This window comes from Vibrio gazogenes, from assembly GCF_002196515.1.
Classification (GTDB): domain Bacteria; phylum Pseudomonadota; class Gammaproteobacteria; order Enterobacterales; family Vibrionaceae; genus Vibrio; species Vibrio gazogenes_A.
In genome coordinates, this window is sequence record NZ_CP018835.1 from 2604931 (window position 1) to 2619702 (window position 14772).

A 14772-nucleotide genomic window follows, 5' to 3' on the forward strand; every position below is an offset into this window, starting at 1 on the left:
TGCCTCGAAACCAGATAGGTACTCAGCATTTATCAATCGATACGGAGTACGTCACTATAACCGTCTTTGTAACATTAGTGAAGCGCGTGACGGTCTTGGGTTTTTTGATTCACAACAGCAATTCAAGTTCAATCTTTCAGTATGATAATGCTATTCATATCAACTTAATGGATAACGATAGTGTTCAATAAGATTCAGTTCTACATGGTGCAAAATGCCGCTTCATTTTTGAAAACACCGGCGCGCTTTTTGCCAAGTTTTGTGCAAAATAAAATTCTGTTAGAGGCTTTGAATACCATTTTTAAAGAAGCGCTGGGAGACGGGGATTTTGAATTCCTGGAGAGTAAGTGTTTGAAAGTCGAAGTGAAAGATTTAGGGCTCTCTTGGCATCTGACCTGTCGTGAAGCGCAGTTGGTGATTGCAGACCCGATGGTTGAACCCGATGCCTGTTTTAGTGGTTCACTGAATGACTTTGTATTGATTGCAGGGCGAAAAGAAGATCCGGACACCCTGTTTTTTCAGCGACGCCTCTCGATTGAAGGGGATACAGAGCTGGGACTTGAAGTCAAAAATATGATGGACAGTGTCGATCTGGAGACATTTCCTGTGCCAATCAAATATTCTTTGAATCAGCTCTCTGATTTTGTGTATAAAGGTATGCAGTCAGAACACTCAAACCATAAAGGAACTGTGAATGCTTATTCGCACTGAAGCTCCCGCAGATATTTTACCCATTGATCAGTTATTACGCATATCGCTGAAGAGCGAGGAAATCGCTGATCGGGTGATGGATTACCGGGAAAGTAGTCGTATCACATTGTCTCTGGTGGCCTGCGATGATGAAGGACAGATTCTGGGATATATTCTGTTTACACCGATTGCTCATGATGGCGCGTTTCATCACTGGCAGCACCTGCGGTGGTTGGTTGTTGACCCACAAGCTCAGGATGATATGAGACAGCAGTTGGTTACTGAAGGGCTAAATTCACTGTATGAGTTCGGTTATCCGGTGTGTTCGGTGTTTGGTGTCTATGAAGACTATCAGTCACTTGGCTTTCTGCCGGGGAAAGATTTTGGTTTCAATGCTGTACATTCGTTGTCACTGCCCAATCAATTACTCATTTGTGAAATGGTTCAAGGGACCGTCGATGAAATGGGTGAGCATCAGATTGATTTTGATTCCTCACTCCTATGAGTCTTTCCCAGCTTCTGCTTCAAAGGGAAATTTGTTAGTATACTGACTCTCTTTTATTGGTTCATTGGGCTGACATTCATGCAAGAGCGTCAACAATATTATTTACAGGAAATGGGCATTCAGAGCTGGCGGCTCGTTCATCCTGATCGAATGCAGGGTGTTGTCCACACACAGTATGAGCTGCCATCGACCTGTAAATTATTACTTGTCAGTCCGGTTTTGCCTGAAGGTTCTCAGGCGGTGATGTTTGAGAAAGTGCTTAAGAGTTTTGATGTTTCTCTTCAACAAGCTCGACATGTTGATCCTCATTCACTTGATTTAGTTGCTTTGACTGATATTGAATGGATTTGGTTTGCCGGTTGCTCTGCACCGGAGGGGATCACCGCAAAACTGCTCACGTCACCTTTGCTAAGTCAGATCGATGGTCATCCTCAACATCGTCGGGAGCTCTGGCGTCAAATCTGTGCTTATCAAGCTTCATGAATATTTCAATTATCCCAATGTCCTCTGATCATTTGGATCAGATTTACTCAATTGAGTGCCGGGCGCACTCAATTCCTTGGAAAGAGTCGATCATTCGGGCTCTGGATAGTCGTGGCGCTTGTCATCATACGTTGTTGATTGATGGGCGTGTCGGTGGTTATTTTTATGCTCAGAATATTGTCGGAGAGGTCTCGCTGCTCAACATTGCAGTGGATCCTGCGTATCAGGGCAAAGGACTTGGCCGACAACTGCTTACATTTTTTCTCGATGTTTGTGAACAGCATGCTGTAGAAAGCGTGTGGCTGGAAGTCAGAGCGAGCAATCGGCCAGCATATCAACTGTACCTCAATGCAGGGTTCAATGAAGTGGACCGACGCTTTGGCTACTATCCGACGGAAAATGGACGTGAAGATGCGATTATCATGAGCTATTTTCTATAACGACGCGCGGATTACGCCTCGTCTGACACATTGTCCACCATCTCATCCTTTCCGCTCATCGGTTTTCAGCAACAGACTGTTTTCAAAATAAATACCCTTTTCAAAACAATCGTGATCTCAGTAATTATGACTCAAATCTCTGCCTTGCCTCTGAGCCCAGTGATTCTCGCTGAAACTGCATCTTGAGGTCATTTGGGTATATTTAATTAAAAATAGCTGAATTATTTATCGTTTTAAATAAATACTTTTGAGCAGCATGTCTCATTACTGATATTCTGACAACAAAATAACATTTCTATGTATCTGACCTGATGCTGATTCGATTCTGTATCGATATAAATTGACCCTGTAGTCAATAAAAACAATGCTATAAATAATGTTTTTATAACGTATTTTATCATCATTTGTTGTTGTGTGAATCGCGCGTCTCATTTTTAAGAATGGCGAAAATATAAGTATGATTTGCCTTTATTAAGATTGAAATAATAGTGACTGATGTCGCATACTTTGATCGCGGTCAACTTCACATTTTGACAAACAAAGTGAAGTCGCTTATTTGATTTTGGTAAGTGAATGCTAACTTGTTTTTTAAAAAGTAGAAAATAAACAATGAGTTATATGTTTTCAGCCGTTATGCCATAGCGTCATTTATTCAGTTTGTGGGGTGCTTCACCCAAGGGCGGTAGCATACTTAAATTTATATTGGTTAGGTGGGATGTCAGATGGGATATGGTAGTCGAATTAAATATTATGGAGAAGAGTCATCAGTCGGATTTAAGGTTGTTGATATTTTTGTTATTTCAATAATTTTATTTTTATTGTCAGAGTCATACTTAGACAGTTTTACAACGATTTATCAATTAATATTAAGTCTTTTTGCTGTTATCTATTTTGTTGTATCTGATGTCGCAGGTGTGTATCGGCCATATAAATACCTTTCATTTAAACAAAATTTCGTTGCGATACTGATGACTTGGAGTATTTGTGTCGCATTATCTCTCATTGTTGGTTTTTTCCTTAAAGTGAGCGAAGACTATTCTCGTCTGGTGATTGGTTTATGGTTTGGCCTAACCCCGTTCTGTCTGGTGGGGTGGCGCTGGCTGGTTCACGGCATGTTCCGAGTGATTTTCCCCGGAGATAAACATCGCAGTAAAGCCATCATCATCGGGGCAACAGGATCGGGGATCCAATTGGCTCAGGAGCTCAAACAGCATCGCTCAAGTCGGGAAGTTTTGGTCGGTTTCTATGATGATCGCAGTCTGGATCGAATCGGCTTACATCGTCTCTCTTCTCCACTACGCGGAAAAATCGATGATGCACTGATGCTGGCGAAAAGCCATAGTGTCCAGAAGGTTTATATTGCATTGCCGATGGAAGCTGCCAAACGAATCAAACAAATCTTAAATGCCTTTGCTGACTCAAATGCTCATGTCTATGTTGTTCCTGACTTTTTCACTTTTGATCTGATGCAGTCGCGGCTGAAAAATATTGGTAAAGTGGTCACATTGAGTGTGTATGACACACCTTTCTACGGTTTTACTTCACTGATCAAACGCATTGAAGACATTATTCTCGCCTCAATCATTATCACGTTAATTAGTCCCGTCCTGCTATTTGTTGCCATTGGCGTGAAACTGTCGTCTCCGGGCCCCATCATTTTCAAGCAGGAGCGCTATGGTCTCGATGGCAAGCCAATCAAAGTCTGGAAATTCAGATCAATGCGGGCGATGGATAATGGTTCAGTGGTAAAACAGGCAACCAAAAATGATCCTCGTGTGACCCCATTCGGGGCTTTCATTCGCCGCACTTCTTTGGATGAATTACCGCAGTTTATTAATGTGATTACCGGACAGATGTCGATTGTCGGTCCGCGGCCGCACGCTGTCGCACACAATGAGGAATATCGTGGGCTGATCGATAAGTACATGCTCCGTCATCATGTCAAACCGGGCATTACAGGCTGGGCACAAATTAATGGCTACCGAGGAGAAACAGATACACTTGATAAGATGGAAAAAAGGGTTGAGTTTGATTTGAGCTATATCCAGACATGGTCTCTATGGCTTGATTTGAAAATTATATTTTTGACGGTATTGAAAGGATTTGTCGGAAAAACAGCCTATTGAACGACTGTTTTCCGAGAATGGGGTTTAGAGTTCTGATAGGTAAGTGATGTTGAAAATAATATTAAAAAGCATGGTGTTGTGCTGCATATTCTTTTCTGTTTTTGCCAGTGCAGCTGAATATCGGTTAGGTGCTGGAGATACAATCAGAATTTCTGTATATGGGGAGCCCGATTTATCGTATGAGCAATACCTCATCGATAGTGGTGGAACAATGGATTACCCTTATTTAGGGAATCTGGAACTCAAACATAAAACACTTAGTGAACTGAGAAATATGATTGTTAACGGTTTGAAAGGTCAGTACCTCGTCGATCCAAAAGTGACAATCAACATTGTGAAATATCGAAATATCTATGTGAATGGTGTCGTGAATTCTCCGGGTGGATACGAATATCAACCGGGACTGACCGTTCAGAAAGCAATTGCTCTGGCTGGCGGATTTCTCGCGAAATACCGCAAAACGCGTGGTATCTATTTAACCAAAGATGAAGAAATTGAAGGGTTATCCCAGGATCAGATTGAGGAATTACTGAAAGGTAAACATGAAGTTGAACTGAATGAAGCTGTACATCCCGGTGATACGATTTATGTGGTGAGTTCTTTTTGGTAAGTCTGAAAATATAAAATAGATGAAGGCAAGGTAAACAATGCAAGAGCACTTTGAAGATAATGCCAATCAACAGAATGATATGATTGATCTGACACATTATCTGAATTTAATCAAAAGAAACTGGTTCTCAATATTTATATTTTCAGTATTGGTGACCGGGCTGTCAGTATTTATTGCGCTGTCTTTAAAATCGAAATATACCGCAACAGCTACCTTACTGATTGAATCAAAAGAAAGACAGGCGATTTCAATTGAAGATGTTGTCGGTATCGAACCGAATCAAAAAGAATACTATCAAACACAATTTGAAATATTGAGATCCAATCAGATTGCTGAAAAAGTCATTCATAAATTGGCTTTGGATCAGAAGGAAGAATTTAATCCATTACTGAGTCAGGATAAAGGCATTATCGAGACGATAAAGTCTTATCCGGTTATTGCTGGATTGCTTGGTTCGACAAGTGAAGACGAAGCGCCGGATCCTGAATATGTGCGTCAGAAAGTATTAAATGCCTTTAAGAAAAACCTTGAGATTACACCGATTTTAAAGACTCAGTTGGTCAGCATCAGTTTTACATCCGAGGATCCAAAACTGGCTGCCAAAATCGCCAATGAAGTTGGTTACGCTTATATCGAAAATAATCTCGAGTCGAAACTTTCCGCAACTCAATATGCGTCGAGCTGGATAACGTCACGTTTGTCTGAATTAAGAGATCAGTTAGCCGATTCTGAAAAAGCACTCTCTGACTTTTTGATCAAAGAGAAATTGATCGACGATAGTGGCATTGAATCTCTTGCCAGCAAACAATTGGCAAGTTTGACTGAGCGGTTGGCACAAGTTCGCGATGAGCGGATAGAGACAGAGTCAGCCTACAAGGCATTAACCACGGGAGACGTGAAAGATATTGCTTCTCTGTCAGCGATTCCTTCGATCTCCCAACACCCTCAGGTGATCGATATTCGGAATGCGGAGCTGGAAGCCCAGAATGAAGTTAATGAGTTGAGTAAACGCTATGGGCCGAAGCATGACAAAATGATCGCAGCACAAGCTAAATTAAAATCGATTGAGGATCAGGCCCAACGTGTCACTCAGAAACTGATTCGAGGCATTGGCAAAGAGCTGCAGGCAACGAAAGAGCAAGAAGCCTTGTTGGTTCAGGAAGTCATGCGAGAGAAGAATGATTTCCAGACGTTGACGGTCAAGAAAAGCAAATATGATTCACTGCAGCGTGAAGTTGAAACCAATCGGGAGATTCTCAACCTCTTTTTAACGCGGCAAAAAGAAACCACAGCGACGAGTGATTTCGACTCGACGAGTGCCCGATTTACTGATCAGGCTTTGGTGCCACAGTTACCCAGTGCACCGAAACGCAAACTAATTGTTATTGCTGCATTTATTGCCAGTATCGGGATGGCGATTGGTTTTATTATCATGCTTGATTTGCTGAAAAATACCATTGAATCCACCGGTGATTTTGAAGATAAGTTCGGTTTGATTCCGATGGGTGGCATTCCGGTGGTGAAATCAAAGCGGTTCCGTAAGAAACCGATCGATAGCAGTATCTTTACCGATGAACATGAGGTGGTTTTTAGTGAGTCGATTCGTTCAATTCGAACCTCTTTGCTGGTCAGTCATATTGATAGACAACACCGGAAGATTGCGGTGACGTCATCATTACCCGAAGAAGGCAAAACCACGCTTTCTCTCAATTTGGCAATTTCATTTGCCAAAGTTGAGCAAGTTTTATTCATTGATCTCGATTTGCGTAAACCCGCGGTTGCCGAACGGTTTGGCTATAAGAAATATCAGCAAGGGCTTACGAATCATTTATTGATGAATACACCGTTAAGTGAGTGCATCTTTAAAGACGAAGCATCCGGTTTATTTGTGTTACCCGCTGGCATGTTAGCGTCTAATCCTCAAGAGCTGTTGAGTTCTCATCAATTGAAAACACTACTGACAGAGCTCGAAGGTAGCTATGACCGGATTATTATTGATACACCACCAACATTGCCAATTAGTGATTCTTTAATCATCGGACAGCATGTCGATTCTGTTGTGCTGGTGGTGAAAGCGAATGCGACCAAGCAGGCGTTCGTGAAAAAAGCGATGACCAAACTCATCAGTCATCAAACCACGCTTGCCGGGGTGGTTATCAATCAGGTCAGTCAGAAATCTGGTGCGCTTGAGAGTGAGTATGGTCAGTATTATGGCTATGCGGAAAATTGAAATTGGGTAATGTAACTCAGGGATGATGAGAATGAATTGCTCGAAAATTTCACAATATGCGCTGATCGCGATTTCTGTATGGATGATTATTTTCTCGGTACAGGCATTGATGGGGAGTTTGTATAGCAATGTCGTCCATCTGGAAATTGAGCGCCTCGACCAATCAGATCATCCGGTGAGCGCCGATACACTTGTACAGTTGAATCAATTCAAAGATCACATGTTGTCATGGGATGACGACAATCCGGAAAACCTGTCAATGGCTGCTTATACGGCTTTGCTTAATAGTTTTTCTGCACAAGAATTAAGAGAGCAGTATTTGCAGCAAAGCGATCATTATAACTGGCAATCGATCCGGCGCAGACCGATGTTTCCTGACGGCTATGCGCAGGAAACGGAACTGCTTGCCTTATGGGAAAAGCCATTTGATGAGGTTGTCCGGGTTTTGAATATGGCTGAGACGTACGGACCTTATGAAAAATATACGGCCGAAACTGCAATGAATGTGTTGTTTCAGTATTGGGCGCAGTTGTCTCAGCAACAGCGTCTGAATGCGATTCATTATATGACTGCGCATGAAAAATATGGGCTGAAACGGTGGCGGTTGAATGAAATATTCAAAGTCTCCCCTTACAAACAACAGTTTTGTAGTCTGGCTATTTTTATGCGTTTACCGTTGTGGACGTGTGGCAATTTCTCGGATGCTGCCCGCAATGATCCGCGTATTCAGGAGGGCGTCTGAATGAAGCAATACTGGGTACTGATTTTGGCTGTGGTGGTGGTTGGTTCGATTTCTCTGAGTAAAAGTATCGGTTTTGGGGCACAACATGTGATTGCTCTGGAACAGGTTTTAGGTGGAGATAAATATCTCCATTTCTTGTGTGCCTTTGTTTTGACTTGCCTGTCGGTCTGGGTGACCAGACCTCGTATGCGCAATCGTAAGACGATGCGTTTGATCGGTTGGCCAACCTTGGTTGTTGTTGTGCTCATGATGCTGGATGAAGGCTCTCAGTTTTGGCTGCAGAGGCGTGAATTTTCAGTTGATGACATGATGACCAACCTGCTTGGTGTTGCGATTGCACTGTGTGTTGCAACGAGTGTGAATTACATCCTGTCAAACAAAGCGCGCTCTGATGACTAAACCCTGAGTATGACGTATTCAGGCAGAGAGCAATTGCAGACAGATAGCAATCGAACACAGAAGTGAGTTCAATGAGATTCCATAAAAACACGTTATATAGTCTGTTAATTTCGTCTAATTTGTTATTTTTGACGCTGTCTAATGGGTTGTTCAAACGTCCTATTCTGACGTTATATTTACTGATTTTTCTGTTGTTGTCACTGCGACCGTCGGTCATCAAACAGATGTTTTCATTATGTCGGCGCTGTTATCCACTCATGATTGTTTTTGCATGGTGTGCGGTGACAGGCCAATGGTCGTCATGGCCGAAAGCGACTTACTATGAATTGCTTTGGCAATTGATCTTATTCGGTTATGTGATGCTGTTTGTGATCCATTTTTACGCGATCAATGCCCAGCGTGTCGTTTATTACACCTTCTGTGTCTGGCTATTTTTAACTTGTCTTTTAGTGCTCAAAAATGACGTGTTGGCCGGACGGGTGCTGGAGATATCCGGTGCATTTGCCAATAAAAATAATTTAGGGCCGATTATCAGTGTCTTCCTGTTTTTTTATATCTATTCGGTTCAGCGATGGAATGGATTGAGAGTAGGCATGTTGCTGGTGACTTTGTTAATGCTGTTGGCGACAGTATCCAAAACATCGATTGCACTTTTTGTACTGGTCACTTTACTTGCCTGGAGTATTTTTTACTGGGACAAGCTACTGATTCACCGTTTCCGTCGGCTTTATTACGGCAGTGGTCGCATCTTCGGGGTTGGTATCTCGGTCGCTTTAGTGCTGATGCTGGTGCTCTATTACCGGGACATGGTGGACTGGCTGTTGATGCATGTTCGGGATGAATGGTTGACTGGCCGCGGTAAGCTTTGGTTGGTCATGTTGAATCAATCCTATGAAAAGCTGTTTTTGGGCGTGGGTTACTCCGCGGTTTGGGGATTGGGCGACAACAACCTGATCCAAGGTACAGAACTCGCAAAATATGCACCGGAGTGGGTGGAAAAGCTAGCCGCATCGGATGGTGGTTATATCGACATGCTTATTTCTATCGGTGCTATCGGGACCGCGCTTTTCGTCTATACCATTGGTGATTTTTTTATAACTTTCTATACATCACTACGCACTCAGAAAAACGTCGCAATCACGAAGTTATGTTTTTGTGTCGGCACGTTTGTTGTTTTGAATAATGTCACGGAGACGAAGTTTTTATTGGGTTCCGGCTTTAGCTGGTTTTGTTTTCTCTTTAGCTATGTGTTGTTGAAATACATCACAGGCAAAGAGCATATTTTAAAAAATAAAGTGTCGTCATGAGTAATATTAGAAAATTAATTTGGTTCAGTCTGGACAACCTTGGTGGGGTATTGTTTGGATTGTTCAGTATCGTCTTTATTGCCAGAATATATGGGCCGACGAATATGGGATACCTCTCTTATATTCAAGCATTGGCGAGTATTCTCTCTTGCGTGTTTATTCTGGGAATGGATAACGTCGTCATGAAAGAATATGTGCTGCATCGTGATAAAAAACGGGTGTTTTATGCGGTCTCTCTGGTGCGTTTGGTTGGTGGTATCGTATTCTTTGGTGCGGTGTTTGGTTGGGCTTATTTTTTCAGTAAAACACCGGATGAGCTGGTGTTGGCGCTGGCATTCACCGCTTGTGTCACCACTTATTTCGGCAAGTCGTCTGCATTTCGGCTCTATTTTCAAGCGACCGAACAACCCCGGGTACTGTCCATTTCTACGGTGGCGTCGCGTGTGGCAGCCATCGCCTATATTCTGGGGGTGATTTACTTTCAGCTGAGTTTTATCTGGGCAATTTTCTATCTGGTTGTGTATTCGGTGGTTGCTCAGGTGATCTTACTATGTGAATTTTATCGCGAGACTAAAGATGAGGGATTCCCTGCGATTGCAGAGAGTCTTCGATATGGAAAACAGTTACTGAGCGAGTCGAAGTTTGTGTTTTTCTCTTCAATTCTGTTTCCGATCTTCATGTACTTTGATGTGGTGATCATCGAGAAATTCCTCTCTCCTGAAGCGGTTGGGTTATACGGTGTCGCAACGAAGTTAGTCATGCAGTTGCTATTCGTTGGTCATATTTTTGTCTTTGCATTTTTTACCCGTCTCAACCAAGAACTCAATGAACAGCAGTTGGATGGTTATATTTTCAGAAACATTGTCCGACTGATGATTTATTGTTCTGTCGGTGGCGGTATTTTCGTCAGTTTAACCGGCGACTATATTGTTCACCTGCTTTACGGAGAACAGTATCAGGGCGCAGGGATCATTCTTAAAATCCTGATTTGGAAACTGGTGTTTTCTTACTTTGGGGCACTGTTTTCCCGGGTGCTGATCATCAGACAGTGGACCCGTATTGAACTGATTAAAACCATGGTTGCTTCAACGATTTCTCTCTGTGCATCGATGATAGCTGTGCAGATCTGGGGAGCGACCGGTGTGGCTACGGTATCCGTGGTTTCTTATGCAATTGCTGATTTATTCGCTTATCTGTTATTTGCCCGGACACGTATTTTTTTCGTGGTGGTTGTACAAGAGCTGGTACGTATTATTGTCCGGCCAGTCGAGGCGTTCAGACAGAGTGTGGCATTTTTGGTAGAGGGGCGTCAGCGTTATGGCCATTAGTATGACAGACATTAGTATGACAGACATGGGTGTGACAGACATTAGTATTATTATTCCGGCATACAATGCAGCCGAAACTTTGCCTGATACGCTCAGGTCTATTTTTGCCAGTTGTCCTGAAGAAGATAGTCGTTTTGAAGTGATTGTCATTGATGATGGCTCAAGTGATGCAACCCAAGCACAATTGGATGCACATTTTGCTCAGCAACTCGATAGCGGCAGGTTGTGCTATCACTACCAACAAAATGCTGGGGTCAGCGTGGCGCGGAATACCGGACTGAATCTCGCTCAAGGGCGTTATATTACCTTTGTCGATGCCGATGATGCGGTTCAGCATGATTACCTCATCCGTCTCTATGAACTGATTCAACAGCATCCGGATGTCGATATCTTCGAGTTTGGCTATCAGACTTTTCGCCATCAGGTTGATACCGTACTGGGGCGGGGACATGTGACACATTGTCGAGGATTCAATACCAGACAACCGGCATTTGAAGGTGCGGTTTCATCCTTTGTCTGGCTGGTGATGTGCCGCCTGATTAAAGCAGATGTGGCAAAGCAGGCGACTTTCCCGGCCGGGGTGAAATACTGTGAAGACTTGATGTACTTGTGTGCCGTGTATGCGCAGGCCCGATCATGTTATGCCAGTGACCTGGCGTTATATCGTTATCGGATCGGTGAAACCAGTGCGATTTCCCGGGTCACGATGGCGCAGTGTCAGCAGGTCCGCGAGTTTCTTCATTCACATGTGTTTCATGATTATCGAGCCAATGGTGAGCAATCAGACGGTACTGCGCAAGCCCATTCTGCACAAACCCATTTTGCACAAACCAATGCTGCGCAAACTAATACCGCGCACCTGAAAACGATTGTCGATGCGAATTTGTATTACATGTGCCACTCGGCAGGTAAACGCACCATGCCATTCTTTGAATTTTGCCGTCAGGTGCGACGTTTGCCGCTGCTGACGATATGCAGACTCTATACCCAAGGTCTGTTATCCCGTCGTAAGACGATGATCTGTCTCTTTCCCTCGATTTATTTCTTCGGTCATAGGATGAAACGGCGATGAGAATTATTTTTCGGATTTCTTATATGGGATTTGGCGGAGCAGAACAGGTGTTTTTGTCTGTCGCCAGAACACTGATGCAGGCGCATGACGTGCTATTTGTTACGGATCGCGCAGAAGGGTCAAGTTACACCACACTGTTGAACGAAAATATTCCGGTACGCAGTCTGGATGTGAAGCGAACCTTCATGAGTTTGTTACGCTTTAAGCGTGTGATCGATGAATTTAAACCTGACGTGATACTTTCGGCTTATCCCGATACCAATGCAGCTTGTCTTTTGTCCGCCGCGATGGCTCGGCATCAGGCCAAAGTCGTCGTCACTGAACATGCCTCAATCGTTGAACATTTTCAGCATAAATCTGTATTGACTCGTTTGAAAGTTCGTCTGATTGTGCAGTGTCTCTATCGTATGGCGGATCAGGTTGTGGCGGTGTCTGAAGGGGTGATGAACGATATCGTGCCGCTCATCAAACGTGCCGATAAATGCTGTTTCATTCACAATCCGGTGCGCTTTGATCAGACCGCTCCTGCGTTCGATTCACAACCCGTCCGCCAACCTACGGATGCCCAGCAACCGATTCTTGCTCGAACCGATGCTGCTGCTGGCGCGGTAAAACGTGGTACGTCTAAAACCATTTTGGCTGTCGGACGAGTGACGCCACAAAAAGATTACATGACTTTACTTCGGGCTGTCCGTTACCTGATAGAGACTCAACATCAAGATGATATACAAGTCATGATTGTCGGTGGCACACATGATAAGGCCGAAATGACCCGGTTAACCGAGTATATCGAACTGCATCAGTTACAACCTTACATCACGTTTGTCGGTTTTTCGGATCAGGTTGAGCGTTATTACGCCCAAGCGGATCTGTTTGTCCTGTCTTCCGCGTGGGAAGGGTTTGGCAATGTGATTGTCGAGGCCCTCGCGTTTGGTGTGCCGGTTGTGTCTACCGATTGTCGCAGTGGACCTGCTGAAATTTTACAAGATGGCCGGTTTGGCCGGTTGGTCACCGTTGGAGATAGTACCGCGTTGGCAATGTCGATTGCTGATGAACTCGATAGACCATCTTGTACTCGTGAGGCACGTTTAGAACGCGCTGCGCAGTTTTCTGAACGTGAGATCAGTGAACGGTATAAAACACTGTTTGAAGCATTGGTCTAAAGGGTTGCAAGACAACGAATCGGTTGAATGATGCCATGTTGTACCGATGGCGGACTTTAACATTCAGTGGGCTTTTGAAAATAATGAACGCGCTTAAAGGTTTTCGGAGATGGTGAATAATATCAGGGCGGATGTATTTCGCTGGTATGGAAAATACAGCAGGTTACTGCTGGTGAAGGCCTTTCTTAGTCAGAAGGGATTTCGTTTTGTTTTGCTCATGCGCTTGGCAAATTATGGTCGGCGCATTCCGGCGCTCAATGTCGTACTTATCTTGCTCTATAAGGTATCTAAGATCATTTATACCAGTGATGTGAATTATCGCGCTTCGATAGGACCGGGACTGAGAATGCACCATGTCTTCGGTACCACTTGGGGCGAACATGTCACGATTGGTCGGAATGCGACGATTGTGCATAACGTTACCATCGCCGGTAAAGACGGTGCATGGCCGATCATTGGTGACAACGTCTATCTCGGCACTGGCTGTTGCATTCTCGGTGGGATTCGCATTGGTAATAATGTGGTGGTGGGTGCGAATGCAGTCGTGACCAAAGATGTTCCCGACAATGCCATTGTTGCCGGCATTCCGGCCAAAGTCGTGTCAGAGAAAGGTTCTGCCGATTTCATCGTTAACCCATGGAGTGACTGAGTATGGATATTATTGTATTGGGAACCGGTCAGAATGGCGGGATTGATGCTGTGATTAACAATCTGAAGCTCAATTTAAATCAGCAGTTTCGCTATCGTCGGTTTATCAGCCATAAAGGGGGCAATAAATTATTCGACCTGCTGTTGGCACTATGGGGGTTGTGGGTTGTTTTCTGGTTATCACTCCTTCCCGGAGAACGTATCTTTCATCTGCATATGTCTTATCGCGGCAGTTTCTGGCGTAAAAGAATGTACCAGAAAGTGGCTCACTTTTTTGGTCGTAAGGTGCTGATCCACTTACACGGCTCTGAATTTAAAAAATTCTATCAGGCCAGTGATGCTAACGTGCAGCAGAAGATCCGCCAACTGATCTGTGATGCGGATGCCTTTATCGTTCTTTCAGAATCATGGCGTGAGTATATCGAGTCGATCCTTGAGTCGTCACAGCAAGCTAATCTGGTGGTCCTTCCCAATTTTGCCGTTGTCGCACCGTCTCCTGAATCTGAAGGACAGCAGAATCATGTGTTGTTTTTGGGGGCCTTGATCGAGCGGAAAGGTATTTTTGATCTGTTGCGTGCCTTACGCGATCTACCGGATGTGATTTTACATGTCGGTGGCGGTGGTGATGTGGCGCGTTTTCAGCAAGCGGTCGCTGAGTTCGGGGTTGAAAAACAGTTGGTATTTCATGGCTGGATTGATCATGCGCAGAAAGCCCAGTTAATGGCCGCAACGCAGCTGTTGGTTCTGCCATCTTATAATGAAGGATTGCCGGTGGTGATTCTTGAAGCGATGGCGTCGGGGCTCCCTGTCTTGTCAACACCGGTTGGCGGTATTCCTGAGGTGATTATGCCCGGACAAACCGGTTATCTGGTGGAACCGGGCAATATTGAACAGTTAACCACGATGATCCGCCAGGCGCTCGATGACGATAATCGGTTCAGCATGGCCGACAATGCGAGAGCGCTTTATCAACAAAATTATGATGTGTCGGTTGTGATGCCGCGCTTAGAAAAACTATATGTCAGCTAA

At 44.1% G+C, this 14772-nt stretch carries 15 protein-coding genes; all 15 read left to right on the plus strand.

Annotation, left to right across the window (positions count from 1 at the left end):
- Window positions 1-180 precede the first annotated feature (180 nt).
- Entirely contained in the window at window positions 181-711 is a 531-nt protein-coding gene (gene ubiT, locus BSQ33_RS11855) for a ubiquinone anaerobic biosynthesis accessory factor UbiT (RefSeq protein ID WP_021020626.1), read from the plus strand.
- Entirely contained in the window at window positions 695-1195 is a 501-nt protein-coding gene (locus BSQ33_RS11860; protein ID WP_021020627.1) for a GNAT family N-acetyltransferase, read from the plus strand. Before ubiT ends, BSQ33_RS11860 begins: the two co-directional genes overlap by 17 nt.
- Window positions 1196-1273: 78 nt before the next feature.
- Window positions 1274-1678, plus strand: a complete 405-nt coding sequence (locus BSQ33_RS11865) for a DNA polymerase III subunit psi (RefSeq protein WP_088134150.1) — start codon at window positions 1274-1276, stop codon at window positions 1676-1678.
- The gene (rimI, locus tag BSQ33_RS11870; protein WP_088134151.1) at window positions 1675-2118 is read left to right on the plus strand and encodes a ribosomal protein S18-alanine N-acetyltransferase; all 444 of its coding nucleotides are present in this window, start codon (window positions 1675-1677) and stop codon (window positions 2116-2118) included. Before BSQ33_RS11865 ends, rimI begins: the two co-directional genes overlap by 4 nt.
- Window positions 2119-2840: 722 nt before the next feature.
- Entirely contained in the window at window positions 2841-4244 is a 1404-nt protein-coding gene (locus BSQ33_RS11875; RefSeq protein WP_021020630.1) for an undecaprenyl-phosphate glucose phosphotransferase, read from the plus strand.
- Between the two features lie 46 nt (window positions 4245-4290).
- Entirely contained in the window at window positions 4291-4854 is a 564-nt protein-coding gene (locus tag BSQ33_RS11880; protein ID WP_088134152.1) for a polysaccharide biosynthesis/export family protein, read from the plus strand.
- Between the two features lie 37 nt (window positions 4855-4891).
- Complete coding sequence (locus BSQ33_RS11885; protein WP_088134153.1) at window positions 4892-7084, plus strand: GumC family protein; 2193 nt, start codon at window positions 4892-4894, stop codon at window positions 7082-7084.
- Window positions 7085-7115: 31 nt separating this feature from the next.
- Window positions 7116-7826 carry a hypothetical protein gene (locus tag BSQ33_RS11890; RefSeq protein ID WP_021020633.1) on the plus strand — a complete coding sequence of 237 codons (711 nt, stop codon included), beginning with the start codon at window positions 7116-7118 and terminating at the stop codon, window positions 7824-7826.
- A complete protein-coding gene (locus BSQ33_RS11895) occupies window positions 7827-8225 on the plus strand; it encodes a VanZ family protein (RefSeq protein WP_021020634.1) in 399 nt (132 codons plus the stop codon).
- A gap of 71 nt (window positions 8226-8296) precedes the next feature.
- The gene (locus tag BSQ33_RS11900) at window positions 8297-9532 is read left to right on the plus strand and encodes a hypothetical protein (RefSeq protein ID WP_088134154.1); all 1236 of its coding nucleotides are present in this window, start codon (window positions 8297-8299) and stop codon (window positions 9530-9532) included.
- The gene (locus BSQ33_RS11905) at window positions 9529-10860 is read left to right on the plus strand and encodes a flippase (protein ID WP_088134155.1); all 1332 of its coding nucleotides are present in this window, start codon (window positions 9529-9531) and stop codon (window positions 10858-10860) included. Before BSQ33_RS11900 ends, BSQ33_RS11905 begins: the two co-directional genes overlap by 4 nt.
- Window positions 10850-11932, plus strand: coding sequence for a glycosyltransferase family 2 protein (locus BSQ33_RS11910; protein ID WP_088134156.1), 1083 nt, complete (start codon window positions 10850-10852; stop codon window positions 11930-11932). Before BSQ33_RS11905 ends, BSQ33_RS11910 begins: the two co-directional genes overlap by 11 nt.
- On the plus strand, window positions 11929-13095 hold the full coding sequence (locus BSQ33_RS11915; RefSeq protein WP_088134157.1) for a glycosyltransferase: 1167 nt from the start codon (window positions 11929-11931) through the stop codon (window positions 13093-13095). The genes BSQ33_RS11910 and BSQ33_RS11915 overlap by 4 nt, the downstream gene beginning before the upstream one ends.
- Window positions 13096-13204: 109 nt before the next feature.
- Window positions 13205-13744: a serine O-acetyltransferase gene (locus tag BSQ33_RS11920; protein WP_021020639.1), complete on the plus strand. Its 540-nt coding sequence runs from the start codon at window positions 13205-13207 to the stop codon at window positions 13742-13744.
- A gap of 2 nt (window positions 13745-13746) precedes the next feature.
- On the plus strand, window positions 13747-14772 hold the full coding sequence (locus BSQ33_RS11925) for a glycosyltransferase family 4 protein (RefSeq protein ID WP_021020640.1): 1026 nt from the start codon (window positions 13747-13749) through the stop codon (window positions 14770-14772).

Coding starts and splice junctions, on each gene's coding strand:
- BSQ33_RS11905 (WP_088134155.1), top strand. CDS start 9,529: ATGAGTAATATTAGAAAATTAATTTGGTTCAGTCTGGACAACCTTGGT.
- BSQ33_RS11900 (WP_088134154.1), top strand. CDS start 8,297: ATGAGATTCCATAAAAACACGTTATATAGTCTGTTAATTTCGTCTAAT.
- BSQ33_RS11885 (WP_088134153.1), top strand. CDS start 4,892: ATGCAAGAGCACTTTGAAGATAATGCCAATCAACAGAATGATATGATT.
- BSQ33_RS11865 (WP_088134150.1), top strand. CDS start 1,274: ATGCAAGAGCGTCAACAATATTATTTACAGGAAATGGGCATTCAGAGC.
- BSQ33_RS11875 (WP_021020630.1), top strand. CDS start 2,841: ATGGGATATGGTAGTCGAATTAAATATTATGGAGAAGAGTCATCAGTC.
- BSQ33_RS11910 (WP_088134156.1), top strand. CDS start 10,850: ATGGCCATTAGTATGACAGACATTAGTATGACAGACATGGGTGTGACA.
- BSQ33_RS11920 (WP_021020639.1), top strand. CDS start 13,205: ATGGTGAATAATATCAGGGCGGATGTATTTCGCTGGTATGGAAAATAC.
- BSQ33_RS11890 (WP_021020633.1), top strand. CDS start 7,116: ATGAATTGCTCGAAAATTTCACAATATGCGCTGATCGCGATTTCTGTA.
- rimI (WP_088134151.1), top strand. CDS start 1,675: ATGAATATTTCAATTATCCCAATGTCCTCTGATCATTTGGATCAGATT.
- BSQ33_RS11915 (WP_088134157.1), top strand. CDS start 11,929: ATGAGAATTATTTTTCGGATTTCTTATATGGGATTTGGCGGAGCAGAA.
- BSQ33_RS11880 (WP_088134152.1), top strand. CDS start 4,291: ATGTTGAAAATAATATTAAAAAGCATGGTGTTGTGCTGCATATTCTTT.
- BSQ33_RS11895 (WP_021020634.1), top strand. CDS start 7,827: ATGAAGCAATACTGGGTACTGATTTTGGCTGTGGTGGTGGTTGGTTCG.
- BSQ33_RS11925 (WP_021020640.1), top strand. CDS start 13,747: ATGGATATTATTGTATTGGGAACCGGTCAGAATGGCGGGATTGATGCT.
- BSQ33_RS11860 (WP_021020627.1), top strand. CDS start 695: ATGCTTATTCGCACTGAAGCTCCCGCAGATATTTTACCCATTGATCAG.